Source organism: Serratia sp. A07, from assembly GCF_058725505.1.
Genome location: NZ_JBZXDO010000002.1, coordinates 226344 through 251518 on the forward strand (window position 1 = coordinate 226344; position 25175 = coordinate 251518).

Genomic DNA, 25175 nt, shown 5'->3' on the forward strand with positions numbered 1-25175 from the left:
TTCAGAGCGGGCAATGCATCACGACGATCGGGCTCTGGTGATACTCGCTGCGGTGGCTTTCGCAGAAACCGACCTTTTTCGCCAGCCCCAGCGAAGCCTGGTTTTCCGGCGAGATGATGCAGACGGTTTTCTCGCCCGGCAGGTGCGTTTTACCCCAGGCCAGCGCCGCCCGCAGTGCCTCGGTGGCGTAGCCTTTGCCCTGCGCCGAGCTCACCAGCGTCCAGCCCATTTCCGGTGCGTCGAGCGCCGGGGTGATGTCGCGCAGGAAGTTGGAAAAGCCGATGCTGCCGAGGTACTCGCCGCTCAGTTTGTCACGCACCGCCCAATACCCGTATCCCAACAGCGCCCAGTGGCCGACGTAGCGCATCAGGCGCCCCCAGGAGTCTTCCCGGTCGCGCGGCGTGCCGCCGATGTAGCGCACCACCTGCGGATCGGCCCACAGTGCGGCCAGCGACTCGAAGTCGTCCAGCGTGTGCGCGTCCAGCCGCAGGCGTTCGGTGATAAGCGTTGGCGCGGTGTTGATTACGGTCATGTTGCTGCTCCTGCACAGGGTGAAAGGCGATGAAAAACAACGGCGTTCAGTATGCCAGAGAAATCACACCGCCAGCCACAACAGCCAGGTGAACAGAAAGCCGCTCAGGCCGAGCAGGGTGGTCAGCACCGTCCAGGTCTTCAGGCCATCGGCCACCGACAGCCCCAGATAGCGCGTGACGATCCAAAAACCGGAGTCGTTGACGTGGGAAAGCCCCAGTCCGCCGAAACAGGTCGCCAGCGTCACCAGCACCAGCTGCAGCTGATTCAACCCGCTGACCGCTTCCGACAACAGGCCGCCGGTGGTCAGGATCGCCACGGTGGCGGACCCCTGCGAAGCGCGCAGCGCCAGAGAAATGATAAACGCGGCGGGCACCAGCGGCAGGCCGATGGCCGTCAGCACTTCCGCCAGCGCCTTGCCGACGCCGGATTCCACCAACACCTTGCCGAACACGCCGCCCGCGCCGGTCACCAGGATCACCACCGCGGCGGTCGGCAGCGCGGCGCCCATCACGTCGCTGGCGTGTTGCAGACTCCAGCCGCGGCGCAGTGCCAGGAAGTAGAAGGCCAGCAGCAGGGCTATCATCAGCGCCACCGCCGGCGACCCCAGCAGCGACAGCGTATCGCGCAGCGCCGAGCCTGCCGGCAACAGCGTGGCGGAGACGGTGCCGAGCATGATGATGGCGATCGGGATGACGATCAGCGCCGCCACCAGGCCGGCGCCGGGCGGGTTGATGCGATCGCTGAGCGGCGCGTGATCTTCCGGCCGCGGCTCCGGCGCCGCCAGCTGCAGTTGTTCCAGCACCTCTATCGATAACGGATAGGTTTTGCGGTTGAGGTAGTTGGCGGCGAAATAGCCGATCGCGCCGACCGGAATACAGATTGCGAGGCCGATGATGGTCAGCCAACCGATGTCGGCGTTGAGCAAACCGGCGGCGGCGACCGGGCCGGGGTGCGGCGGCAGCGCGACGTGCACCGTCAACATCACGCCGGCCATCGGCAGGCCGAACTTCAGCGGCGACACTTTGGCGACCTTGGCGAAGCCATAGATAATCGGCGCCAGAATGATAAACCCGACGTCGAAGAACACAGGAACGCCGAGAATGAATGCGGCGAGGGTCAGTGCGGCGACGGTATGTTTCGGCCCCAGGCCCTGGCTGAAGCGTTGCGCCAGCGACTCGGCGCCGCCCGAGTGTTCGATCATGCGGCCAAGCATCGCGCCCAGACCGATGATAATGGTCACCGAACCAAGTACGCCGCCCATCCCGGCGGTCATCACTTTCATCACTTCGCCGGTCGGAATGCCGCTGGCCAACGCCACCAGCAGACTGACCACCAACAGCGCGACGAAGGGCTGCACCTTCGCCTTGATGACCATCAATAACAGCAGCACCACGCCGAGTACGGCAATCAGCAACAGCAGAGAGGTAGACATGAAAAAAGCCTTTCGTTGGGTAAGCGTTGGGCACCGCGATCGCCGCGTGGCGATACGGGTGCGTTTCATTGTTATAAAATCGATTTCCTGGTGTTAGCGGCAGCGTTAGCGGTAAGGCTTCAGCCAGCCGAGCCCGGCGGCGGTGTCGCCGCGCGGCCGGTATTCGCAACCTATCCAACCCGGATAGCCGAGCGCATCCAGCCTGTCGAACAGCCATGGATAATTCAGTTCGCCCTCGTCCGGCTCATGGCGATCCGGCACGGAGGCTATCTGGATATGCGCGTAGCGTCCGGCCAGCGTCTCCAGCAACCCGCTGATATTGCCGTCCACTAACTGCGCGTGGAAAAAGTCGAACTGAATAAACACGTTCGGTCTCTCGATCGCCGCCACGGTTTCCGCCACCTGGTGTTGACTGGCAAACAGGTAGTCGGGCTTGACCGGCGGGCTGAGCGCTTCGAGCAGCACCTTGACGCCGTACGGGGCGAAGGCGTCGGCGGCATAGCGCGCATTGGCGATAAAGGTGTCGAGATAACGCTGCCGATCCGCGCCTGCGGGCACTACGCCGGCCATCAGGTGCACGCAGGGGCAGGAAAGGGCGATGGCGTAGGCCAGCGCGCGGTCGATATCGGCGCGCGCGTCCTGCACGCGGCCCGGCAGCGCCGCCAGTCCCCATTCGCCGGCGGCGGCATCGCCGGGCGCGGTGTTGAACAGCACCTGTTGCAGGCCGTGTTCGCGCAGCTTTTCGGCCAACAGCTCGGCGGGATAGTCGTAAGGGAACAGGAATTCCACCGCGCTGAAGCCCTGTGCGGCAGCGGCGGCGAAGCGCTCGAGGAACGGCACTTCGTTAAACATCATCGATAAATTGGCGGCAAATTTAGGCATGGTTCAGCTCCGTAATTCGGCAATTTCATCATCGGTCAAATAGCGGATAGGACGATCGCCGAGGGTGAAGATCAGCCGCGCCGCATCTTCCATCTCTTCGGCATTGTCCGCCGCCGCTCGCAGGTCTTTACCGGTCACCACCGGCCCGTGGTTGGCCAGCAAAAAAGCGCGGTGGGTGGGCGCCAGGCGGGCCAGATCCTGCGCCAGCCTTTCGTCGCCGGGGCGGTAGTAGGGCACCACCGGCACCTTGCCGACGCGCATCACCACATAGGGGGTGAACGGTTTGATAGCGTTGTCGACGTCCAGCCCCTGCAGGCAAGAGAGCGCCGTGAGGTAGGTGCAATGCAAGTGCACCACCGCTTTGCATTCAGGATTGTTCAGATACAGCGCTCGGTGAAAGCTGATCTCTTTCGACGGTTTGTCGCCGGAGAGCCAGTCGCCGTTCAGGCTCACTTTAGACAGGCGATCGGCCTGCAGCTCGCCGAGACAGGAGCCGGTCGGCGTCGCCAACAGCGCGCCGTCCGGCAGCAACAGCGAGAGGTTGCCGGCAGAGCCGGTGGCGTAACCGCGTTGGAAAAACGAAGCGCCCAGGCGCACCATCTCTTCTCGCGCCTGCTGCTCGATGGTCATGGTCATACTGGAAACTCCGTTTGCGCGCGCGTGAAGAAGGCTTCATCGCCAAAATTGCCTGACTTCAATGCCAGTGAAATGGCCCGGTCGTTGGCGCGCACCCAGGGAACGCCGGGGGAAATGCTGGGGCCTATATGGAAGCCGCGAATGCCCAGCGCCTGCGTGACCACGCCGGAGGTTTCGCCGCCGGCGACAATAAAGCGGCTGAATCCCAACTGGCACAGCTGCACCACCAGCTCGGCGAACAACGCCTCCACCGCCTCGCTGGCGGCGCTACCGTACTGCCGTTGCGTTTGCTGCAGCGCTTCCGGCGCTGCGGTGGCGTAGATCAGCGGGGCAAGCGCCTCCCCGGCGTGGCGCTGCGCCCAATACGCCAACTCGGCGGCGTAGGCGGTGCGCGCCTGTGGCTCGAGGCAGCGGCCGATATCGATGGCCTGCGCCGAAGCGCGTTCGCAATAGTGCGCCACCTGCCGGTTGGTCATCACAGAACACGAGCCCGACAGCACCGCCGCTTTTTCCCCCTGCGGCGCACCGGCCGCCTCGGCCGAACGTTCGCCGTTCTGCGCCCATTGCCGCGCCAGGCCGATCGCCAGGCCCGAACCGCCGGTCACCAGCTTCATCGTTTTCAACGCTTCACCCTGGATGAGCAGATGCCGTTCGTTGAGCGTATCCAGCACTGCGTAGCGCACGCCGTCCTGCGCCAATTGCCGCAGTTTCTCGCTGACCGCCTCGGCGCCGCGATCCATTTCCGTCGCCGTTACCAGCCCGCAGCGCCCGGCGGCCTGGGACTCCATCAGGCGCAGCAGGTTGCTCTCGGTCATCGGCGTGACCGGGTGATGACGCATGCCGGATTCAGACAGCAGCTGCTCCCCGACGAACAGGTAGCCCTGATAGACCGTGCGGCCGTTTACCGGCAACGCCGGTGAGACAACCGTGAAATTCTCTCCCAGTGCGGCGAGCAGGGCGTCGGTCACCGGGCCGATATTGCCCTGTGCGGTGCTGTCGAAAGTGGAGCAGTATTTGAAATAGAACTGGCGGCAGCCCTGTTTTTGCAACCAGGCCAGCGCCTGCAACGACTGTTCGACCGCCTGTTCTGCCGGGCAGGAGCGCGATTTCAGGCTAATGACCACCGCCTGTGCGTTTACCTGCGTTTCGTCTTGCGGCACGCCGTTCAGCTGCACCGTCGGCAGGCCGTTTTGCACCAGAAAACTGGCGATGTCGGTCGCGCCGGTAAAGTCATCTGCGATTACGCCGAGCAGCATCAGATTGCCTCCTTTTTCTGCGGCAGATCGATGCCGGCAAAGATTTTGATCACCGCACTGTCGTCTTCTTTACCGTAACCGGCGTTGCTGGCGGCGGTAAACATGGTGAAAGCGGTGGAGGCCAGCGGCAGCGGGAAGTGCAGCGCCTTGGCGGTATCCGCCACCAGCCCCAGATCCTTGACGAAGATATCCACAGCTGACTTGGGCGCATAGTCACCGTCGACCACGTGACGCATGCGGTTTTCGAACATCCAGGAGTTGCCGGCGGCGTGGGTGACCACGTCGTACATCACGTCCAGCGGGATGCCGGCGCGGGCGGCCAGCGCCATGGCCTCTGCTCCGGCGGCGATGTGTACGCCAGCCAACAGCTGGTGGATGATTTTTACCGTCGCGCCCAGGCCGATCGTCTCGCCGATGCGGTACACCTTGCCGGCGATGGCGTCCAGCACGGGTTGCAGGCGCTCGAAGGTGGCGTCGGCGCCGGCGGCCATCACCGTCATCTGGCCTTCCTCCGCCTTGGCCGCCCCGCCGGAAACCGGTGCGTCCAGCATCGGTAGCCCGTAGTCCAGCAGCCGTTGCTCGATCTGTTTGGCGTCATCAGCGGAAATGGTCGAAGAGACCATCACCGCGGTGCCCGGCTTGAGCTTTGGCGCCAGACCTTGTTCGCCGAACAGGATCTGCTTCACCTGGGCGGCGTTCACCACCAGCAGTAGCACGGCGTCCAGCTCGGCCGCGAAGTCGAGCGCGCTGGGCGCCGTTTGTTTCGCGCCGGCTTGTTGCAGCACCGCCAGTGCCTGCGGATTCAGGTCCGCCCCGTAGGTGGTCAATCCGGCGCGGAGGCACGAGCGCGCCGCGCCCATGCCCATCGCGCCCAGCCCAATGATGCAGACGGCATATTTCCCTGGGTGTATCATACTGCACTCCTGTTAATTTTAGTGATAATTTGTTTTGTTGTGTTAAATGTAAGCGCTTGGCGGCCGTTTATCCGCGATCGTTATCACAATAATTAACAATGCGTGCGACGAGTTTTGTGTGCGGCTTCTGCCTGTATCAACATTACTATTATGTTTTTAAATAAGTATATGCTTGTCTGGCGTCACTGCGTGCGCCTTCACGCCGTGAAAAATTAGGGCTATCGGCGAACGAAAATTGACGTAAAATCACAATTATTATCACCGCAGCAACGAGAGGGAACCGTGATACCTGTAGAACGCCATCAACAAATTCTTGCGCTGGTATCCGAACGCGGCGTCGTCAGCATCGCCGAGCTGACCGAACGGCTGGGGGTATCGCACATGACGATCCGCCGCGATGTGCAAAAGCTGGAGGAACAGGGCGCGGTGCAGTCGGTCTCGGGCGGCGTGCAGGCGCCCGAGCGGGTGGCGAGCGAACCTTCGCACCAGGCTAAAGAGGGGATGTTCAGCCGGCAGAAAATCGCCATCGGCCGGCTGGCGGCGCAGCAAATTCCCGCCAACAGCTGTATTTATCTGGATGCCGGCACCACCACGCTGGCGCTGGCGAAACAGATCGGAGAACGTGACGATTTGACGGTGGTGACCAACGACTTTGTCATCGCCGGCTTCCTGATTGAACATAGCCAGTGCAGAATCATCCACACCGGTGGTACCGTATGTCGGGAAAATCGTTCCTGCGTCGGCGAAGCGGCGGCGCAGGCGCTGCGCGGTCTGTTTATCGATCTGGCGTTTATCTCCGCCTCTTCGTGGAGCATGCGCGGCCTGTCGACGCCGAACGAAGACAAGGTGATGGTAAAGAAGGCCATCGTCGAGGCCAGCCGCCGCTGCATTCTGCTCAGTGACACCTCGAAATACGGCAAGATCGCGACCTACCTGGCATTGCCGATCGCCGCCTTTGACGCCGTCATTACCGACGAGGGGTTGCCCGCCGCTGCGCGGGAGGCCATCGAGCAGGCGGGGCTTGCGTTGTTGACGGCAGGGGAAGGGTAAGAACGAACCGGAATCAGGATGAAAGTTCGCTATCGATGCCACTGGCGGGCGCTTCACTGGCTTCAGCACCGCCGCGTTCACGCCATTCGCGGCGCCTTTGTTCAGCCCATTCTTCGTGGAAGGTTTGCATTTCTCTTTGGTGCCGTTCCTTTATGCTCATAGGAGTTGGGTGGGATTCTGCCGTTAACAGGCGGTATTTCGATGACATATAATCCGTCCTCAATAAGCCCTTGGTTGTACAAATAATGTACGCGATGCGCATGTTTTTTCAAGAGCGAGTCATAAATTCTGGCTAACGCTGGCCTGAGCGGTACGCTGAAAAGCAATCTCGCTTGGTATTGCGCCACAAAAGTGACGATCGCCTGGCCGATGCCATTAATGAATAGCTGTTCTCGTTCATCTCGGGTGTATGCCATCCTGGTATAGGTATCAAATAAGGATTTGGTTACTTCGGCGCGGGTTTCCAACGCCCTTACATCGTACAGTTCCATGACGTAAGCATTGTCCAATACTTCCGAGGCAGGATAAGCCCCAATAAGCCATTGACGCATCCTTAACGTCGCTTTTTTAAAATCAAGGTAATACGCAGCAACGCTGCTGGCTTTTTTAAAAACCGTTATTCGGTACCTATATTCCGTGACAGGTCGTGCATTGATCTCCCTCACATCAATCTCCATGATAAAATCCTTTTTACTATTATTTTTCCTATAGTTATCCCCGTTGTGACGAACAGATTATTAACCGCGGCGGAGAAGATCCGCCAGCCGCCGATGAGGCTTATGCGCAGCGCCGCGCAAAACTAAATGCCGCTGAACCAGTTGTAGCCCTGATCTTCCCAATACCCGCCCGGATTGACGTCGCTGACGAAGATCGCGGCGATATGTTTGGCGTTTTTGAACCCCAGTTTGGTTGGCACCCGCAGCCGCAGCGGGTAGCCATAGTCCGCCGGCAGCGCCTTGCCGCCGAAATCCAGCGCCAGGATGGTCTGCGGGTGCAGCGCGGTGGCCATGTCGAGGCTGGAGTAGTAGCGATCGGCGCATTTGAAGCCGACGTAACCGGCATTGAGATCCGCGCCGACGTGCTGCAGAAAGGTGCGTAGCGGCACGCCGCCCCATTGGCCGATCGCGCTCCAGCCCTCAATGCAGATCAGACGCGTGATCTGGCTTTGCTGCGGCAGCCGCTGCAGCTGTTCCAGCGTCCAGGGGGCTTTTTTCTCCACTTTCCCGGCGACCTCAAGCCGGTAGCCGGCGAGATCGATCTCGGGGACGTTGTATTCCGGGTAAAACGCGTTGAAGGGGAAAGGGTGGGTAATCTGATCGGGCCGGTAAGTTTGCGCCAGCCGCTGGCCGCTGAACAGCCAGGCCTGCACCCGGTCGTTCCAGCGCGACATGGCCCACAGCACCTTATCCACCCGATCGCCGTCTTGCAGGTTGCAACCGGTGAGCATGGCGATACCACCCAGCGTCAGGCCGGAACGCAGCATCAGGCGGCGCTGCAGATTGACCAACTGCTTTTTTTGGTCCGGTTCCAGTTTTGGCGCGGTTGCCCGCGGCTTTTTCTCATTCATGTTTGCCACCCGTTATCATCGCCCACAGCGTTTTGGGCACGATGATCACCATAAAGACGTGGATCGCCACGAACAGGCCGATGCCGGCCATGGCGAAGAAATGCACGTAGCGCGCGAAATCGAAGCCGCCAAACAGGGCGACCAATCCCTGCAGTTGAACCGGCTTCCAGATCGCCAGGCCGGACAGCACCAGCAACAGGCCCAGCGCCAGTACGCCGAGGTACATCAGCTTCTGAATGGCGTTGTAGTGGCCATGCCGGTGGCGCAGGCGCAGCGTCAACGCCAGCCAGATATCCTGCCGCAGCGCGCCGACGCGCAGCGGCAACAGATCGCGGCGAAAATGGCCGCTGAACAGGCTCCACAGCAAATAGCAGACGGCGTTGAGCGCCAACAGCCACATCACCGCCAAATGCCAACCAATCGCGCCGCCCAGCCAACCGCCCAGCGTCATCTGTGGCGGAAAGCGGAAATCGAACAGCGGCGAGGCGTTATAGATCTCCCAACCGCTCATGAACATGCACACCATGGCGAACAGGTTGATCCAATGAGTGATTCGAACCGGCCAGCGATGCACCGGCCGCGACGCGTTGGTTTTCATGGTTTTCTCCGGTTACATCGGCGGCACGGTGCCGTCTTTGCCGGCGGAAATGCGGGTGGCGATGCGCTCGCCCTTATCGTTGACGGCGGAGAACAGCACGATGTGCACGCCCGGTTTCAGCAGGCTCAAATCGCCCGGATCCAGCGTCACGATCGGCACGTCTTCCGGCACGACGACGGTTTTCTGCTGGTTGCCGTAGGTGACGGTCAGGGTACGGCCGTTGGATTTCACCAGTTTGCCGACGGTGCCGTTGGTCATGGTGTCCACTTTGCCGTCGGCGGATTCCCAGGCCGAGTGCCCTTCGCCGGTGCCGCGCAGGCTGGCGGCGAATACGTGCACCTCAGCGCTTTGAGCGTGCCGTCCGGCTGCGGCACGGCGGCGGTGCCGATAAAGCTGTCCGGTTTGATGTCGTCCAGCGTGGCTTTGGACACGCTGAGCACTTTGGTCTGATCGTTCAGCTTGACGCTGAGTGTCTCGCCTTTGCGATCGGTCAGCTGCAGATTGCCGTCGGCCACCTGGCTGATGGTGCCGCGCAGCGGCGCGATGACTTTGCCCGGCGTTTGGGCGGCGGCGGCCAGGCCGCTGGACAGCAGCAAGGTGGATAACAGTAAACCGGCTATACGATGACGAGTAATCATAACGTTCTCCTGAAATAAGTTTGCCGGTTAAGCATGGTTGAGCCATTGGGTCAGCGCCATGGCCGTTTGATGACATTAATGTCATCAAGTTTGTCCGCCGAAGCTGCTAGTATTTTTGCAGACGTAACGAGGTGGCGAGCATGCGAATACTGGTAGTTGAAGACGATATCGGCACAGGGGATTACCTGAAGAAAGGGCTGGGGGAAGCGGGGTACGGCGTCGATTTGGCGCGCAACGGCACCGACGGGCTGTTTCGCGCGTTGGAGCAGGATTACGATGCGATCGTGCTCGATGTGATGCTGCCGGGGCTGGATGGCTGGCAGATTATCGAGGTGCTGCGCAAGAAAAGCGACGTGCCAATTCTGTTTCTCACCGCCCGCGACGGCGTGCAGGATCGCATCCACGGCCTGGAGCTGGGCGCGGACGATTATCTGATTAAACCGTTTTCGTTTACCGAACTGGTGCTGCGTTTACGCACCTTGCTGCGCCGCGGGCCGGCGCGCGAAGCCGATCATTACGCCATCGCCGATCTGCAGCTGGACGTGTTGCGCCGCCGGGCGGTGCGCCAGGATCAGGTGATCCCGTTGACCAACAAGGAGTTCATGCTGCTGCATCTGCTGGTGCGGCGCGAGGGCGAAGTGCTGTCGCGCACGCAAATAGCCTCTCAGGTGTGGGACATGAATTTTGACAGCGACACCAATGTGGTTGACGTGGCCATCAAACGCCTGCGCGCCAAAATAGACCGGCCGTTCGACGTCAAGCTGATCCACAGCGTGCGCGGTATCGGCTATGTTTGCGAGCCACGCTCGTGAGCGGGCGCACGTCACGTCGGCCGGTATCGCTGACGCTGCGCACCGCCACGCTGTTCGCGCTGGTGGCCGCGTTGGTGGTGAGCGGGACGGGCGGGTATCTGTATAGCGCCATGCGCCAGGAAATGACGCTGCGCAGCGATCTGCAGGTGACCGGGCGCGTAGAGTATTTCCGCCATCTGCTGGGGCAGCGCTTTCCTTTGGCTCGCCTGACCGCCAATAACGGCCTGTTTGAAAACATGCTGGGCAATGAACAGGACGTGCTGATTTTCCAAATCCCGGGACAAAAACCGCTCATCAACGTGAACCCGGCCGGGGTGGCATTGCCGCCGATCGTGCCGACGCCGGCCGGTCAGGCGCAGACGTTGGCCGCCGTGCGCGGCGGGGAAACGGCGCAGGGGGTGCCGCTGCGCGCGGCTTCCGCGATGGTGCGCCTGGAAGACGGCAGCCTGTTGCAGATCTCCGCCGCGCACGTGATGGTCAACGAACAGAAGATGCTGGCGCGCTACCTGTGGCGCATCGTCGCGGCGGTGGCGGTGGCTTTCCTGCTGATTGCGCTCCTGGGGTATGGGGTCATGCGCCGAGGATTGAAGCCGTTATGGCGCATGGCGGCGCAGGCGGCGCAGATTGCACCCAATACGCTGTCGACACGCCTCAGCGAGCAGGGGGCGCCGAAGGAGTTGCAGCAGCTGACCCGTTCGTTCAATGCGATGCTCGATCGGTTGAATGAAGGCTATCAGCGGCTGACGCAGTTTTCCGCCGATCTGGCCCATGAGATCCGCACCCCGGTAGGGGCGTTGATGGGCCAGTGCCAGGTGGCGCTTTACCAGCCCCGCAGCGTGGAGGAGTACGAAACCCTGCTGTCGAACAATATGGATGAGCTGGAGCGCATTTCCCGCATGGTGGAAAATATCCTGTTCCTGGCGCGCGCCGGCGAGGCGCAGTCTGCGCTGAACTACAGTCGGCTGGATGTGGCGCTGGAGCTGCGGCGGGTGGCGGATTATTTCGAGGTGCTGGCGGAAGAACGCGGCATCGCGCTGAGCTGCGCAGGTGAGGGAACGCTGAAGGCGGACGCGATGCTGTTCCAGCGCGCGTTGAGCAACCTGGTGGCTAACGCGGTACGTTATGCCGACGAGAACAGCCGGATCGTCCTGCGGGCTGAACGGCGCGCCGATGCCTGGTGGGTACAGGTTATCAATCAGGGGCCGCCGATCGCGCCGGCACAGCTGGAAAAGCTGTTCGATCGCTTCTATCGCGCCGATCCCGCGCGCAGCGCCGGCAATCATGCCAGTGGGCTGGGGCTGTCTATCGTGCGCGCCATCATGACGCTGCACGGCGGTGAAGTTCGCGCGCAGTGTTCCGATGGCCGGGGTTCTGCTTGCTTGACCTTTAGCCTGATATTCCCCTCATCAGTTCAATGAGCTACCGCGAATGTTTTCGCCTGTTGCGGAAAACGCGACAGGCGCCATTCGTAAGTTTTTCCTTTCATTATTGTTTCCCACCGCCTTGGCTGAACCCAAAATTTAACATTTGCGACGCGGCAAACGCGTTAATTCATCGGGCTAATGCGGATGGACTGCGGTCTGTGATTACGCTCAACATTCACGTGTTATTATTTTTTTATTAAAATTTAGTTCTGCGGTCTTTTTTTGAGATGATTTTCCTTAAAATTGATAATTTGCGACACAAAAAACTAACTTTGTGGTTTTTGTCGCGTCAATATATCAATGAATGAGGTGATTGGTTAACCTTTGGTTATGGTTTGCAAGAAAAATCCTATATAAACGATGGTGAGGTGACAAAGCGTATTTCGTGGCGTTAATTGAGTGGTTTTTCTTGCCTGTGCTTGGGTATTTTCGCGAAGTACCTGATTAAATATTTATTTAATATTTCATTAACATTTGACGCCAAACTATAAATGATCGCTATAGTGAAAACATGTGAATAAAATGAAATATAGATTTAATGACCATATTCTCTTTGACGCAGACACCAGAACCCTTAGCCCAACAGATTTTTCTGACGATCCCATATCCATATCCAGTCCTTCCAAACGGTTGTTGTTGCTGTTGATTGCCCACCATGGCGAGGCCGTAGGGCGTGAACTGATATTCAAGAAGGTCTGGGACGATTACGGCATGGTGTCCAGCAATAATAATCTTAATCAGTGCGTCAGCAAATTGCGTCGGGTGATTAAAAACCTCGGCGTCGAGGATGAGGTCATTGTTACGGTTCCTAAAGTGGGTTTTATGTTGCGTGATGAGATTACCATCGAGTCTTATGAGGACGCGGAAGATATTCACGACGCGGAACCTGCCGCGGCAGTGCCGGGATCTGCGCCCGCAGCGGCGGTCAATCCGGCGTCCGACACCGTCATCGACGGGGCCTCTTCTCATCTTGGTTATTCCCGCCGTGGGTGGCTGATGTTCAGCGCGATGGTTCTGGGGGGGATCCTCATGGCTATTGCTGTCACGGCCTATTTCAGCGGCTCGGGGGCCCGGCAGGAGAGCTACCTGGGAAAGTCGGGCAACTGTAAGGTTTTCATGTCGTTGCCTGATGCCTCGGCGGCGGTCAACGCCAGCCTGAATCGGGACATTCTGGCTTACGCCGCGCACCAAACGGGAGAATGCAGCGGCGATGAGTTTTTGCTGGTGGTGCGCAGCAATCAGGTCAGGGCTTACATTTCCGGCATTTCCCGCTTATTCCTGCTGCGTTGCAAGATCTTGCGCGAACATAAAATGGAGATCTGTTCAGGATTGGAAAGCGACAATGCCGAGTTTATTAATTGACCATTGATCGCCGCTGCCCAACGCGATTGAAGGGCGGTGGATATGACAAAAATATTACAGTGTTGAAATAGAACGTTCGACTTTCATTTGGCGGGTTGCCGTGTGGCGCTTACGAGAGGTATTTCCCTTTCTCTACCGCTTTCTACCTCATTATGGTGATTATGTATGGTTAAAGCCGATTTCGGTGATGCGCTGCTATTTTTTGAACCCAGCTATTTAATGAGAAGAGGAATGGAAGCATTTCTCGTTACCCAATCAAGTGACAGCTATTTTATCGACACCTTGAGGGAGCTGGAGGGGGTATTGAAAGAGGGAAAGCCTCGCGCGCTTATTATGGAGTTATATCATCAGAGAGAATATTTGTATGATGTATTACGGTTCGTTCTGACGGCAAAAAATGTTTGGCCGGAAATTCCCTTGGTGATTTTCACCGCGGTAGAACACCCCGGTATATTAGCGTTGTTGGCGGCGGATGCGCGCATAGCGATAGTGGCAAAGGAGGAGCCATTGCATTGCCTGAGTGACGCCATTGGGGCTGCGGGTGAGTTCTCCGGCTATCGTTCCCCGCATATTCGCGCCCGCTCGGTGCATCCGGCAGCCGCATTATCTGACAGTGAATGGCGAGTTTTGGCCATGATGGTTGCCGGTGCATCTCCAGGCAGCATCGCCAACGTGACCCGGCGAAGTTACAAAACCATAAGCTCCCATAAACTGAATATTATGCGAAAACTGGGCCTCAATCAGGCCGGCTTTATGCGGCTTATTCTTTCCCTGAGAACCCGATACCCTTCCTGACACAGGGCGAGAAGCCCCCCTTTTTCTCTACAGCGGCCGATCTGGATTGGCTGCTGCCCCCTGCGTAAATCCAATCAATCTTTTCCCTCAGCGAACGACGCCGGCGCTGAAATTTTGCACGGCCATGGGAAGGGCGAACAGAGCGTACTTGTGGTTAAACAATCACCGTCTTGCCGGGGTTAAACCACAATGTGATTGTGCTTTCATCAAAGGCTTAACCCGCTTTTTAATGTGATTGATGGGGGTTAAAACATTAACGGCGGGATTTAAATCTAAATATTTGAACTTTAATAGTTAATGATTCTTTTTTGATTGGCCGGGGATATTCTTGTGGCGTCAAGCAGACTGGCTAAACGCAGTGATGCAAACGGCTGGCTGAGAATGGACGAAAGAAAGAAAACATATTCAACATTGAAGGGAGTTATACCATGAAAAAAATGACACTGGCTCTGGCGATCGTTTCCGCCTTTGCAGCGGTCAGCACTGCTCAAGCCGCCGACGTTACCGCTCAGGCGCTGGCAACCTGGTCTGCGACCGCCAAGAAAGACACCACCAGCAAACTGGTTGTGACGCCGATTGGCAGCCTGGCCTTCAACTATGCAGAAGGCATTAAGGGTTTCAACAGCCAGAAAGGCCTGTTTGACGTCACCGTGGAAGGCGATACCACGGCCACCGCTTTCAAACTGACCTCAAAACTGGTCTCCAATACGCTGACTCAGCTGGATACTTCCGGTTCTACGCTGGAAGTCGGGGTGAACTATAACGGTGCTGTGGTCGGGAAAACGGCTGAAACCACCATGATCGACACCACCGCCGGCATTTTGGGCGGCAATCTGAGCGCCCTGTCCAACGCCTACAACCAGGCCGGCCGCACCAGCGCGCAGGATCAGTTCACCTTCAGCATCATCGGCGCGACGTCAAACGGCACCACCGCCGTCACGGATTTCAGCACGCTGCCGGAAGGTATCTGGAGCGGCGACGTCAGCGTCGAGTTCAACGCGACCTGGACTTCCTAATCCCCCGAACGATCTGCATCTGGCAGGGGGGAGACCTCCTGCTATTTATCGCTCATCAACGCCAGTGGAATACCGCAATGACACGCTTTTCTCTCGCCGTCACCCTGATGTTAATGCTGCTGCGGCCGGCTTTGGCGCTCGATGTGGGTGAGATCAGCGCCTTCATGCCTGGCGACAGCGCGCGCCTGAGCAAGGAAATCAAAAACACCACCGACAGCGGCCGGCTGGTGACCATCAAGATCGAACGCATTTCCAGTCCCCTGGCCTCCGGCACGGTGATCCCGATGAGCAGTCGGGATGAAATGCTGCTGTCGCCCGCCAGCCTGATCTTGCCGGCCAACGCCAGCGATGTGATCCGCTTTTACTACAAGGGGCCGAATGATGCCCAGGAGCGTTACTACCGCATCGTTTGGTTCGATCAGGCGCTGAGCGAGGCGGGGCAAAACTCGGCTCGGCGTAATGCCGTGGCCACCACGTCGGCGCGCATCGGCACCATTTTGGTGGTGGCGCCTCGGCAGGATCGCTTCGCCTATCAGTTCGCCAACGGACGGATCAAAAACACCGGCAACGCCACGTTCAAAGTGGTGGCCTACGGCAATTGCAGGAACAAGCAAGACGGCAGCGACTGCAAGGAAAACTATTTCGTGATGCCGGGGAAGGATCGCGCCTTCAGCAAGGTTGACGTCAACGATAAAAAAGGACGCGTCGCGCTGTGGCACGGCGAACAGTTTATCCCGGTGAAGTAATGCGCGCGTTATCCACGATGGATGCAAAACAATCACGCAAGGAGTGGCATGTGAACGCTGTGCTGTTGAGAACGCTTTTGGCTGCCGGTGCGCTGGCGCTCCCGACGCTGTTGCCTGGCCGTATGGCGATGGCGGCCGGTTTGACGCAGATTAACGGCGTGCTGATCCCGCACACTTTCAGCCTGGCGTTGCGCGAGGGGATGAGTATTCCGCTGTTGTTGCATTATGAAAAGAGCGATGGCGTCAAAGACGACAGCCGCATCGGCCATGCCTTTCTCTACCTGGATCAGGACAGGCTAAAGATTCGTCGGGTGACGCTGGAGGATAACGACGACGGCGCCCGGCTGACGGCGGCGATTGCCGGCCAGCTGCTGGCTTTGCAGGATGCGCCATTCGATCGGCAGCAGCATATCCGGATCGCGGACGACGCCTGGCTGGCGCTGGATTTCCGGCAGCTCAACCTGCAGCTGGTGGTGAAAGAATCCGCGTTGGGGACGGTGCTGCGCGCCCGCTCCAGCGACATCGGCGCGTCCAGCGTGGATGCCGTAAGCAGCACGCTGGATTATAACCTCGGGGTCTACGATAACCGGGCCCGCGCCAGCGAAGGCAACACCTCCAGTTATTTATCGCTCAACAGCGTCACGGCGTTGCGTGAACACCACGTGGAGTTGAACGGTTCCATCTACGGTATCGGCAGCGGCGATGAAAACGCCACGCTGTACAAAGCGATGTACGAGCGTGATTTCGCCGGCCGCCGTTTCGCCGCCGGCATGCTGGACAGCTGGAATCTGCAGTCGCTGGGGCCGGTCACGACCATCAACTCGAGCAAGATTTATGGCCTGTCCTACGGCAACCGCGCCAACTCGACGGTATTCGATAATTCCCAATCGCTGACGCCGATCGTGGTTTTTTTCCCCTCGGCCGGCGAGGTGCATCTGTCGCGCGACGGGCGGCTGCTCAGCGTACAAAACTTCACGATGGGCAATCATGAAGTGGACACCGGCAGTTTGCCCTACGGTATCTATGACGTAGAGGTGGAGGTCGTGGTCAACGGCAAAGTGGTCGATAAACGCATGCAGCGAGTGAATAAATTGTTCAGCCCCAATCGCGGTGCGAATGCGCCGCTGGCCTGGCAATTCTGGGGCGGGATGCTGCGCATGGACGACTGGCGCGGCGAACGGAAACGCCACCGCCCGGCAAAGGACTCTTATTTGCTTGGCGCTTCGGCTACCGGCAATCTGCAAACGCTTAATTGGGCGCTGTCGGGATATTCGTTTGACGGCAACGCCGTCGGCGAGAGCCGCGTCAGCCTGCCGGTGACCGAGTCGATTCAGATCAACCTGCAAAACATGGCGGCCTCCGATCGCTCCTGGAGCCTGGTCAACAGCGTCAGCGCCGCGTTGCCCGGCGGCTTCAGCAGCGTATGGATCAATCAGGAGAAAACGCAGATTGGCGATCGTCTGTTGCAAAATGACGCCTATAACCGCGCCGTTGGCGGCAGCCTTAATCTGGGGGCGCTGTGGTCTCCGCTGGGCACCCTGAGCGCCAGCTACAACGACGATAAGAAGAACGACAGTCACTATTACAACGCCGACTATTACCAGAACATCTTTACCGGCCGCTTCGGCACGCTGGGCGTCCGGGCGGGCGTGCAACGCTACAACAACGGCAGCAGCAACGCCAATACCGGCAAGTACATCGCGCTCGATTTTTCACTGCCGATGGGCAACTGGCTCAGCGCCGGCGTTTCCAATCAAAACGGTTACACCACCGCCAACCTGGCGGCGCGCAAGGACATCAAGGACGGGCCGATCCGCACCCTGGGCGCCAACCTGTCGCGGGCGATTTCCGGTGATACCCGCGGTGACAACCGCTTCAACGGTGGTGGCTATGCGCGCTTCGACACCAAGTATTCGGCCGGCACGCTCAACGTCAGCAGCTCCGCCGACGGCTACGTTAACAGCAGCCTGACCGCGAGCGGCAGCATGGGTTGGCAAGGGCGTGATATTGCCATCAGCGGCCGCAACGAAGGCAACGCCGGGATTATCTTCAATACCGGCATTGAAAACGACGGCCTGCTGACCGCACGGGTTGACGGTCGGATGGTGAAGCTGAGCGGCAATAAGAATTACCTGCCTTTGTCGCCTTACGGTCAGTACGACGTTGAGCTGATGAACAACAAAAACTCGGCGGAGAGCTTCGACATCGTCACCAGGCGCAAGAGCAAGCTCACCCTGTATCCGGGCAACGTGGCGGTGATCTCGCCGGAGATAAAACAGATGGTGACGGTGTTCGGCCGCATCAAAGCGGAGGACGGCACGCTGCTGGCCAACGCCTATATCAAGAACCATATCGGCCGCACCCGCACCGATGAGAAAGGCGAATTTATCATGGACGTCGACAAGAAATTCCCGGTTATCGATTTTACCCACGGCGGCAATCAGACATGCGAAGTGGATTTGGATCTCAGCAAGGCGCAAGGCGCCGTGTGGGTCGGCGACGTGATCTGCACCGGGCTGAAAACCTATGCAGGCAATATGTCATCCGGGGAGTCTGACCATGAGAGCTAACGTTGCGCTGTTGTTGTTGGCGCTGGTCGCCCCCGCGCTGCAGGCGGCGGTCAGCCAGACCAACTGGCCGGATGCGGCGGTCATGAAATTTGTCTTCGTGGAGAACAACGCCGACGACAACTTTTTCGTCACGCCGGCCGGCGGGCTGGATCCGCGCATGACCGGCGCCAATAAGTGGACCGGGCTGAAATACGGCGGTTCCGGCACTGTCTATCAGCAGAGCCTGGGGTACGTGGATAATGGTTACAACACGGGGCTGAATGCCAACTGGCGCTATGACATGTGGCTGGAAAATGCGCCGATAAAGAATCCGTTCCTCGGCCTGCGCTGCATCAACTGGTATGCCGGTTGCAATATGGATACCAGCTTGATTCTGCCGCAGACCACCGACGAAAAGGGATTTTACGGCGCCGTGGTTACGCCCGGCGGCGCAAAATGGATGCACGGCATGATGTCGCCGAGCTTCTATCAGTATCTGAAGCAGATGGCGGCGGGCGAAGCTTTCAGCATGCAGATCAACGGCTGCCAAACGTCGGTGGCTTATGACGCCGCGGCCGGCGGCCGTTGTCGGGATCAGGCCAGCGGCAGCTGGTACAAGCGGACCGTCACGCACAGCAAGGCGGCCCACCTGCGCTTTATCAATACCAACGCCGTATCGGAGGTGTTCGTCAACAGCGATGGGGTGCCGATCATCGGCGAGGGCAATGCCGATTGCAAGAACCAGACCATCGGCGCTCGCTCAGGCATCATGTGCAAGATGGTCAGCTACGATTTGCAGACCGACGGCAGCGTGAGCAATACCTCGATTCATATTTTCCCGGCGATTAACCATGCGGCGCTGTCCTCAGCGGTGAACGCCGCCGATCTGCAGTTCAGTCTGAACGGCAACACCTGGAAAAACACGTCGGGCACCGGCAGCTACTATACGTTTAACGAGCTGAAGAGCAGCAACGCCGTCTATGTGTTCTTCTCCAGTAACTTCTTCAAACAGATGGTCGCGCTGGGGATTTCCGACAGCGGCACCCGCGATCTGATCAATTTCCGTTTTCAGAACACCACCTCGCCGGAGTCGGGATGGTATGAGTTTTCCACTTCAAACCAGCTGATTATCAAGCCGCGCGATTTCAGCATCAGCATTATTTCCGATGATTACGACAACAACCCACACCGTGAAGGCTATGTCGGTCCGGCGGAGCCGGCGCTGGAGTTCGGCTACTTCGTGACCACCAGCGGCAAAACCGCCGCCGATCAGGTGAGGGTGATGGCGACCGGGCCGACTCAGGCGATCAACGGGGTGAACTATTGCCTCTTTTCTTCTGCGGATAACAGTACCCAGGTGCCGTTCCCCGCCACCCTCGGCATCACCACCAGCACCAACGGTCAGCAGAGCTTCGCCGCCGGCTGCGATGGCCAGTGGCACGACATGACCAATGCGCTCTGGAGCAGCACGCCGTGGAATGATATATCCGGTGAAGTGGGGGTGCTGAACAAGACCCGAGTGACCTTTAGCATTCCGATGAACAATCCGATCTCGCTGAGAACCGTCGACGGCAACGGTTGGTATGGCGACGTCAGCGCCGCCGGTGAAATTCATGTCGAAGCCACCTGGCGCAACATCAATTGAGGGCAGGGCGTGAAACTTGTGCTGATAGGGTTGCTGTGTTTGTCCTTCCCCTTTACCACCGCCGCGATCAATGTCGGTACCCTGACGTTTGCCATGGATCAGGATCGCTCATTCACCGCCAAGCGGGTGTTGAATAACAACCTCAGTGCGCGCCTGTATCAGGTGAGCATTCGCGCCATCGATCGGCCGGGAGAGCGCGAGGTGCGCAGCCGGCCGGCGGACGGCGAGCTGCTGTTCGCGCCGCGCCAGCTGACGCTGCAGGCCGGACAGGCGGAGTACTATAAGTTTTTCTACCGCGGGCCGCAGGATAATCGCGAGCGTTATTACCGGGTGTCATTTCGCGAAGTGCCGACCCGACTGTTCGAGCCGGGGCCGCGTCGGGGCGCCGGCGTCAACCTGGAGCCGATCGTGGTGATGGACACCATTCTGGTGGTGCGTCCGCGTCAGGTAAACTTTGCCTATCGGCTCGATACCCAGCGCGGTACGCTCACCAACACCGGCAACACCTACTTCAAGTTCCTGCTCAAGCCGGGCTGCAACAGCACGGATGAAGAGGGCGTCACCGAATACCTGCGCCCCGGCGATACGCTGACCCATGCCGGTATTCGGCTGAAGGGGCAGAAATTCATTATCTATAACGACAAATTTATCAGCGTCGATCGCAGCTGCCTCGATTAACGCGGCGGAATGGCAAAGCGGAAGCAGGCGCCGCTTTGCGCTTGTTCGATCAGCTGAATATCGCTGTCGTGCAGCTGCAGAATGCGTCGCACGATCATCAGGCCCAGTCCGCCGGAAGGGCGCCGGGCGCCGCTCAGGACAGACGGGCGCACGAACAGATCGGCGCGCAGCGTCTGCGGAATGCCGGGGCCGCTGTCGCTGACCTGCACCATCACCCGATCGTCCTGCCGCCACAGCCGCACGCCGATGTTGCCGCCGGGCGGCGTATGGCGAATGGCGTTGTCCAACAGGTTGGTCAGCACCCGCTCAATCATGCTGAGATCGGCGAACACCGGCGGAATGCCGGGGGGAATGTCGGCATGCAGCCGCTGGTTGCGCGCCTCCGCCGCCAGCTCGAACTTTTGGAACACGTCCTGCAACAGCTCGCTGAGGGAAAAAGGCTCTTTCTGCGGTTTCACTACGCCGTACTCCAGCCGCGCCAGCTCGAACAGCTCCTGCGCCAGTTTGCCCACTTTGCGGCTCTGCGCCAGCGCGATCTCCAGATAGCGCCGCCGATCGGCTTCGCTCAGGGTGGCGGCCTTGACCGACAGCGTCTCCAGATAGCCGTGCAGCGAGGTGAGCGGGGTGCGCAGATCGTGCGAGACGTTGGCGATGAACTCACGCCGCAGCCGATCCTGCTGCGCCAGCGTTTGCCACTGTTCGGCAAGGCGCTGCGCCATGCGGTGGAAGGCCTGCTGCAGCTGGCTGACTTCGTCGCGCCCGGCCCGTACCGCCGGCAGCGCCGCGTAGGCCTGCACCGCCTCGATGCCGCCGCTATCCAGCGCGCTGACCTGCCGGGTCAGGCGACGGATAGGGCGCGTTACCCAATAAAACGCGAAGCCGCCGGCCAGCAGGCTGAACAGCACCATCAGTCCGGAGGTCCACAGCGCCATCCTGACCGCCGAGTTGAACTGGGCGTTGCTGGCCAGCGCCGTGTACTCTTCGCCGAGCAGCACCACGTACAGATAGCCTTCGATCCGGCCATCGACCTTAAGCGGCGCGACGCTGAACACCTTGCGCCCGTCCACGCTGCGCGGATCGTCGCCATACACCGGCATCGGCGCGCCACCGAGCAGCGCCTGCAGCGGCGGCAACGCGACCCGCTGCCGCTTCAGATGCCCGGCCGGCGCGGCGTTGCCGATAATCGCGCCCTGCTTGTCGAGCAGGTAAACCTCAACGCTGGGGTTCACCGCCATCAGCTGATCGAACAGGGTATGCACCGCCTGCGGATCCGGCCCGTTCACCCCCAGCAGCGGGTTGCTGTCGGCGATATGCTGCGCCAGGTTGCCGGACAGGCGCTGGATCACCGCCTGGCTGTACTGGGTGCTGCTGCGCACCTGCATCCAGCCGGAAAAGGCGCAGCCGATGACGATCAGCAGCGCGAAGATCAGCGTGAGGCGCTGCGCTAACGTAAGGTTTTTCATGGCTCACTCTTGCGGCGCGGCCGCGAATTTATAGCCCATGCCCCACACCGTGAGGATGCGCTCGGGTTCCGCCGGGTTGCGCTCGATCTTGATGCGCAGCCGGTTGATATGGGTGTTGACGGTGTGCTCATACCCCTCGTGCTGATAGCCCCAAACCTGATTCAACAGGCTCAGGCGCGAGAATACCTGGCCCGGGTGGCGGGCGAAAAAGTACAGCAGGTCGAATTCGCGCGGCGTCAGCTCGACCGGCTGCTGGTGCAGGTGCACTTCGCGGGCGATGGGGTCGATGGTCAGATCGTTGAAGCTGAGCACGCCGGCGTCCATGCGCAGGTTGCGGCTCATCGCTTCCTGGCGGCGAAACAGCGCCTTGACCCGCGCCACCAGCTCCAGCATGGAGAAGGGCTTGGCCAGATAGTCGTCGGCGCCCAGCTCCAGCCCCAGCACGCGGTGCACCTCGCTGGAGCGCGCGCTGGTGATGATGATCGGCGTGTAGCGCGTCATGGTGCGCGCCCGGCGGCAAATCTCCAATCCGTCCACGCCCGGCAGCATCAGATCGAGGATGAGGGCGTCCCAGCCGCCCTGTTCCAGCATCGCCATGCCCCGGTTGCCGTCGGCGGCGTGGCTGATGGCGTAACCCTCGTCGCGCAGATGCAGCTGCAGCAGTTCGGCGATGTCGCCGTCGTCCTCGACGATCAAAATTCGTTTTGGCTTGTCCATTCTCATTACCGCTGATTGCCCGTTTCTCTCTGAAGTCTACACAACCCCCACCGGCGGAGTTATCACATTGTATTTAACTTTGCGTGAGGTCTTGGGGAACAAATCCGGGGAATACTCGGCTCATCGCCTCATTGGTCGCCAGGAGTTCGCATGAGCCTCACTCTCACCCCGGAACAACGCCAGACGGTGCATCCGCTGTGGCTGCGGTTGACGCACTGGCTGAATGCGCTGGCGATGCTGATCATGGTGACCAGCGGCTGGCGCATCTACAACGCCTCGCCGCTGTTCAACTTCAGCTTTCTCAATGAGCTGACGCTCGGCGGCTGGCTGGGCGGCGCGCTGCAGTGGCACTTCGCCGGCATGTGGCTGTTCGGCGTCAACGGGCTGTGCTACCTGCTGATCAACCTGGCCAGCGGGCGTTTCAAACGCAAGTATTGGCCGCTCAGCCCACGGCAGTTTCTCGCCGATATAGGTGCCGCGCTGCGCGGCAGGCTGCAACACGCCGACCTGCGCCACTACAACATGGTGCAACGCGCGGCCTATCTGTCGGTGATGATCCTCGGCGTGATGAGCGCGCTGTCCGGGCTGGTGCTGTGGAAATCGGTGCAGTTTCCGCTGCTGCGCACGCTGCTCGGCGGTTATGAGGCGGCGCGCTATATCCACTTTTTTGCCATGTCGGCGCTGGTGGTCTTCGTCGCGATTCACCTGGTGATGGTGGCGCTGGTGCCCCGGACGCTGCTGGCCATGCTGCGCGGACGCTAAGGAGTGAATGATGGAAAAGGATAAACAGATCATGACGATCATTGAAGGGCAGGCGATCGTCAAAGAAGCGCAGCGGCTGTTGAGCGCGCCTTCGCGCCGCCGCTTTCTGCGCAACGGCCTGACGCTGGGCGGCATCGCCATGCTCACCGGCTGCGATCTCAGCGATAACGCCAACGTCGAACAGGCGCTGAACCGCATCTCGCGCTTCAACGATCGGGTACAGGGCTGGCTGTTCAATGGCGATCGCCTGGCGCCGGTCTACCCGGAATCGATGATCACCCGGCCGTTCCCGTTCAACGCTTTCTACGCCGAGGAGGACGCGCCGGACATCAACGGCGACGATTACCGGCTGGAGGTGGCGGGACTGGTGCAGGACAAACGCGCCTGGAGCCTGCCGCAGCTGCACCGGATGGCGCAGGTTAGCCAGGTGACGCGCCATATTTGCGTCGAGGGCTGGAGCGCCATCGGCAAGTGGGGCGGCGTGCCGTTCGCGACTTTTCTCAAGGCGATCGGCGCGGATCTGAGCGCCCGCTACGTCAGCTTCAAATGCGCCGACGATTACTACACCAGCATCGACATGGCCACCGCGCTGCACCCGCAGACGATTATTGCGCTGACCTATGACGGCCAGATCTTGCCGCGCAAGTACGGCTACCCGATGAAACTGCGCATGCCGACCAAGCTGGGTTACAAGAACCCGAAACACATTCAGGTGATCGAGGTCACCAACCGCTTCCCGGGCGGTTACTGGGAAGACCAGGGTTACAACTGGTTTGGCGGCAGCTGAAGCGGCCGCCGGCCATTCTCCGGCACCCCGGTGCCTTTGACATGACGGAAGGAAATACCATGAAAAAGTTATTCGCAATGATGATGTGCAGCGCGCTGATGCTGGGCGTGGCCGGTGCCAACGCCGCCGATGGCATGAGCAAAGACGCGATGAAAAAGGACGGCATGAGCCAGATGTCGCACGACGGCATGGCCAAAGACGGCATGAAGAAAGCGTGCATGGGCAAGGAGTGCATGAAGAAAGACAAGATGGGCAAAGACGCCATGAAAAAGGATGGCATGGCGAAAGACGGTATGGCCAAAGACGGCATGAAGAAAGACGCGATGGGGCACTAAGCCGCCGCACCCCGCGGCCGCAAGCGGGCGATCCGCGGCGGCCGTGGGCAACATAAGGAGAGAGGATGATGCTGGCGACATGGCTGCGGCGCTTTCAGCGCTCGAACGGGGACGTTATCTTTATGCGCGCGGCGCTGGTGGTGATCTTCGCCGCCTTCGGTTACGCCAAGTGGTTTGATTACGAGGCGCAGGGGCTGGTACCGCTGATCGGCAACAGCCCGCTGCTGAGCTGGATGCATCAGGCGTTCGGCATCCGCGGCGCCAGCTATGCGCTGGGCGTCGCCGAGTGGAGCTTCGGCTTGCTGCTGCTGGCGGGATTCTGGTCGCGGCGGCTGGGGTTGCTGGGGGCGATCGGTTCGACGGTAACCTACCTAACTACGCTGACGCTGATCTTTTCCACGCCGGGGGCCTGGGAGCCTTCCGCCGGCGGTTTTCCGGCCATGGCCGGCGCCACCAGCTTTTTAATCAAGGATCTGGTGTTGCTGGCCGGTTCCCTGGTGCTGCTGAAAGCCGACTTGCCGGCCGAGCAGGCATAAAAAAGGGCGTAGCCTGGCTACGCCCTCTCGTGATTTATCGA

25 protein-coding genes and 1 pseudogene are annotated in these 25175 nt (G+C 59.9%); 14 read left to right on the plus strand and 12 right to left on the minus strand.

The features are described from left to right. Nucleotide 1: 1 nt before the first annotated feature. The 6 genes from AC4PR2_RS03065 to ltnD form a co-directional block, all read right to left on the minus strand. The gene (locus tag AC4PR2_RS03065; protein ID WP_193158854.1) at nucleotides 2–532 is read right to left on the minus strand and encodes a GNAT family N-acetyltransferase; all 531 of its coding nucleotides are present in this window, start codon (nucleotides 530–532) and stop codon (nucleotides 2–4) included. Nucleotides 533–595: 63 nt separating this feature from the next. Continuing rightward, nucleotides 596–1966, minus strand: a complete 1371-nt coding sequence (locus AC4PR2_RS03070) for a GntP family transporter (RefSeq protein WP_337046432.1) — start codon at nucleotides 1964–1966, stop codon at nucleotides 596–598. 105 nt (nucleotides 1967–2071) lie between these two features. Further along, nucleotides 2072–2848 carry a 2-oxo-tetronate isomerase gene (gene otnI / locus AC4PR2_RS03075; protein WP_492174883.1) on the minus strand — a complete coding sequence of 259 codons (777 nt, stop codon included), beginning with the start codon at nucleotides 2846–2848 and terminating at the stop codon, nucleotides 2072–2074. A gap of 3 nt (nucleotides 2849–2851) precedes the next feature. Further along, nucleotides 2852–3484 carry a 3-oxo-tetronate 4-phosphate decarboxylase gene (gene otnC / locus AC4PR2_RS03080; protein WP_376788264.1) on the minus strand — a complete coding sequence of 211 codons (633 nt, stop codon included), beginning with the start codon at nucleotides 3482–3484 and terminating at the stop codon, nucleotides 2852–2854. Beyond that, complete coding sequence (gene otnK / locus AC4PR2_RS03085; protein ID WP_492174884.1) at nucleotides 3481–4740, minus strand: 3-oxo-tetronate kinase; 1260 nt, start codon at nucleotides 4738–4740, stop codon at nucleotides 3481–3483. Before otnK ends, otnC begins: the two co-directional genes overlap by 4 nt. Beyond that, on the minus strand, nucleotides 4740–5654 hold the full coding sequence (gene ltnD / locus AC4PR2_RS03090; RefSeq protein ID WP_492174885.1) for an L-threonate dehydrogenase: 915 nt from the start codon (nucleotides 5652–5654) through the stop codon (nucleotides 4740–4742). Before ltnD ends, otnK begins: the two co-directional genes overlap by 1 nt. A gap of 282 nt (nucleotides 5655–5936) precedes the next feature. Here ltnD and ygbI point away from each other — a divergent pair, with 282 nt between their 5' ends. Further along, nucleotides 5937–6704 (plus strand): DNA-binding transcriptional repressor YgbI, encoded by a 768-nt coding sequence (gene ygbI / locus AC4PR2_RS03095; RefSeq protein WP_197801923.1) that lies wholly within the window; start codon nucleotides 5937–5939, stop codon nucleotides 6702–6704. Between the two features lie 101 nt (nucleotides 6705–6805). Here ygbI and AC4PR2_RS03100 read toward each other — a convergent pair whose 3' ends face one another. From AC4PR2_RS03100 to AC4PR2_RS03115, 4 genes and pseudogenes are all read right to left on the minus strand, one after another. Further along, nucleotides 6806–7381: a hypothetical protein gene (locus tag AC4PR2_RS03100; RefSeq protein ID WP_087762181.1), complete on the minus strand. Its 576-nt coding sequence runs from the start codon at nucleotides 7379–7381 to the stop codon at nucleotides 6806–6808. A gap of 122 nt (nucleotides 7382–7503) precedes the next feature. Continuing rightward, nucleotides 7504–8271, minus strand: a complete 768-nt coding sequence (locus AC4PR2_RS03105) for a molybdopterin-dependent oxidoreductase (protein WP_004939173.1) — start codon at nucleotides 8269–8271, stop codon at nucleotides 7504–7506. Next, nucleotides 8264–8869: a cytochrome b/b6 domain-containing protein gene (locus AC4PR2_RS03110; RefSeq protein ID WP_084826574.1), complete on the minus strand. Its 606-nt coding sequence runs from the start codon at nucleotides 8867–8869 to the stop codon at nucleotides 8264–8266. Before AC4PR2_RS03110 ends, AC4PR2_RS03105 begins: the two co-directional genes overlap by 8 nt. A gap of 12 nt (nucleotides 8870–8881) precedes the next feature. After that, a pseudogene (locus tag AC4PR2_RS03115) lies at nucleotides 8882–9507 on the minus strand (hypothetical protein). Nucleotides 9508–9647: 140 nt separating this feature from the next. Here AC4PR2_RS03115 and AC4PR2_RS03120 point away from each other — a divergent pair. The 9 genes from AC4PR2_RS03120 to AC4PR2_RS03160 all read left to right on the plus strand — a co-directional run bounded on the left by AC4PR2_RS03120 (nucleotide 9648) and on the right by AC4PR2_RS03160 (nucleotide 20534). Further along, nucleotides 9648–10319 carry a heavy metal response regulator transcription factor gene (locus AC4PR2_RS03120; RefSeq protein ID WP_033650568.1) on the plus strand — a complete coding sequence of 224 codons (672 nt, stop codon included), beginning with the start codon at nucleotides 9648–9650 and terminating at the stop codon, nucleotides 10317–10319. Then, complete coding sequence (locus AC4PR2_RS03125) at nucleotides 10316–11737, plus strand: heavy metal sensor histidine kinase (RefSeq protein ID WP_147839555.1); 1422 nt, start codon at nucleotides 10316–10318, stop codon at nucleotides 11735–11737. The genes AC4PR2_RS03120 and AC4PR2_RS03125 overlap by 4 nt, the downstream gene beginning before the upstream one ends. Before the next feature lie 528 nt (nucleotides 11738–12265). Next, nucleotides 12266–13105, plus strand: a complete 840-nt coding sequence (locus AC4PR2_RS03130) for a winged helix-turn-helix domain-containing protein (RefSeq protein ID WP_197802085.1) — start codon at nucleotides 12266–12268, stop codon at nucleotides 13103–13105. Between the two features lie 165 nt (nucleotides 13106–13270). Next, complete coding sequence (locus AC4PR2_RS03135) at nucleotides 13271–13900, plus strand: helix-turn-helix transcriptional regulator (RefSeq protein WP_492174886.1); 630 nt, start codon at nucleotides 13271–13273, stop codon at nucleotides 13898–13900. 428 nt (nucleotides 13901–14328) lie between these two features. After that, nucleotides 14329–14916, plus strand: a complete 588-nt coding sequence (gene ecpA, locus AC4PR2_RS03140; protein ID WP_004939148.1) for a common pilus major fimbrillin subunit EcpA — start codon at nucleotides 14329–14331, stop codon at nucleotides 14914–14916. A gap of 77 nt (nucleotides 14917–14993) precedes the next feature. After that, nucleotides 14994–15662: an EcpB family pilus assembly chaperone gene (locus tag AC4PR2_RS03145; RefSeq protein ID WP_038880871.1), complete on the plus strand. Its 669-nt coding sequence runs from the start codon at nucleotides 14994–14996 to the stop codon at nucleotides 15660–15662. A 17-nt stretch (nucleotides 15663–15679) separates the two neighbouring features. After that, a complete protein-coding gene (locus tag AC4PR2_RS03150) occupies nucleotides 15680–18232 on the plus strand; it encodes a CS1-pili formation C-terminal domain-containing protein (protein WP_492174903.1) in 2553 nt (850 codons plus the stop codon). Continuing rightward, nucleotides 18222–19856, plus strand: coding sequence for a fimbrial adhesin EcpD (gene ecpD / locus AC4PR2_RS03155; RefSeq protein WP_180548288.1), 1635 nt, complete (start codon nucleotides 18222–18224; stop codon nucleotides 19854–19856). Before AC4PR2_RS03150 ends, ecpD begins: the two co-directional genes overlap by 11 nt. A gap of 9 nt (nucleotides 19857–19865) precedes the next feature. Next, complete coding sequence (locus AC4PR2_RS03160; protein ID WP_376788265.1) at nucleotides 19866–20534, plus strand: fimbrial biogenesis chaperone; 669 nt, start codon at nucleotides 19866–19868, stop codon at nucleotides 20532–20534. Here the strand turns inward: AC4PR2_RS03160 and AC4PR2_RS03165 are convergent. Together AC4PR2_RS03165 and AC4PR2_RS03170 are read right to left on the minus strand one after the other, a co-directional pair. Further along, a complete protein-coding gene (locus AC4PR2_RS03165) occupies nucleotides 20531–21997 on the minus strand; it encodes a sensor histidine kinase (protein ID WP_180548289.1) in 1467 nt (488 codons plus the stop codon). The genes AC4PR2_RS03160 and AC4PR2_RS03165 overlap by 4 nt on opposite strands. Nucleotides 21998–22000: 3 nt before the next feature. Further along, complete coding sequence (locus AC4PR2_RS03170) at nucleotides 22001–22714, minus strand: winged helix-turn-helix domain-containing protein (RefSeq protein WP_047728196.1); 714 nt, start codon at nucleotides 22712–22714, stop codon at nucleotides 22001–22003. Between the two features lie 150 nt (nucleotides 22715–22864). On the opposite strand from AC4PR2_RS03170, the gene AC4PR2_RS03175 reads away from it, so the two are divergent. From AC4PR2_RS03175 to AC4PR2_RS03190, 4 genes are all read left to right on the plus strand, one after another. Beyond that, entirely contained in the window at nucleotides 22865–23476 is a 612-nt protein-coding gene (locus AC4PR2_RS03175; RefSeq protein WP_197801919.1) for a cytochrome b/b6 domain-containing protein, read from the plus strand. Between the two features lie 10 nt (nucleotides 23477–23486). Further along, nucleotides 23487–24263: a molybdopterin-dependent oxidoreductase gene (locus AC4PR2_RS03180; RefSeq protein ID WP_060432139.1), complete on the plus strand. Its 777-nt coding sequence runs from the start codon at nucleotides 23487–23489 to the stop codon at nucleotides 24261–24263. Nucleotides 24264–24322: 59 nt separating this feature from the next. Continuing rightward, a complete protein-coding gene (locus AC4PR2_RS03185; protein WP_159317819.1) occupies nucleotides 24323–24598 on the plus strand; it encodes a pentapeptide MXKDX repeat protein in 276 nt (91 codons plus the stop codon). Between the two features lie 65 nt (nucleotides 24599–24663). Beyond that, the gene (locus AC4PR2_RS03190; protein ID WP_033637683.1) at nucleotides 24664–25134 is read left to right on the plus strand and encodes a YkgB family protein; all 471 of its coding nucleotides are present in this window, start codon (nucleotides 24664–24666) and stop codon (nucleotides 25132–25134) included. The last annotated feature ends 41 nt before the right edge of the window (nucleotides 25135–25175 follow it).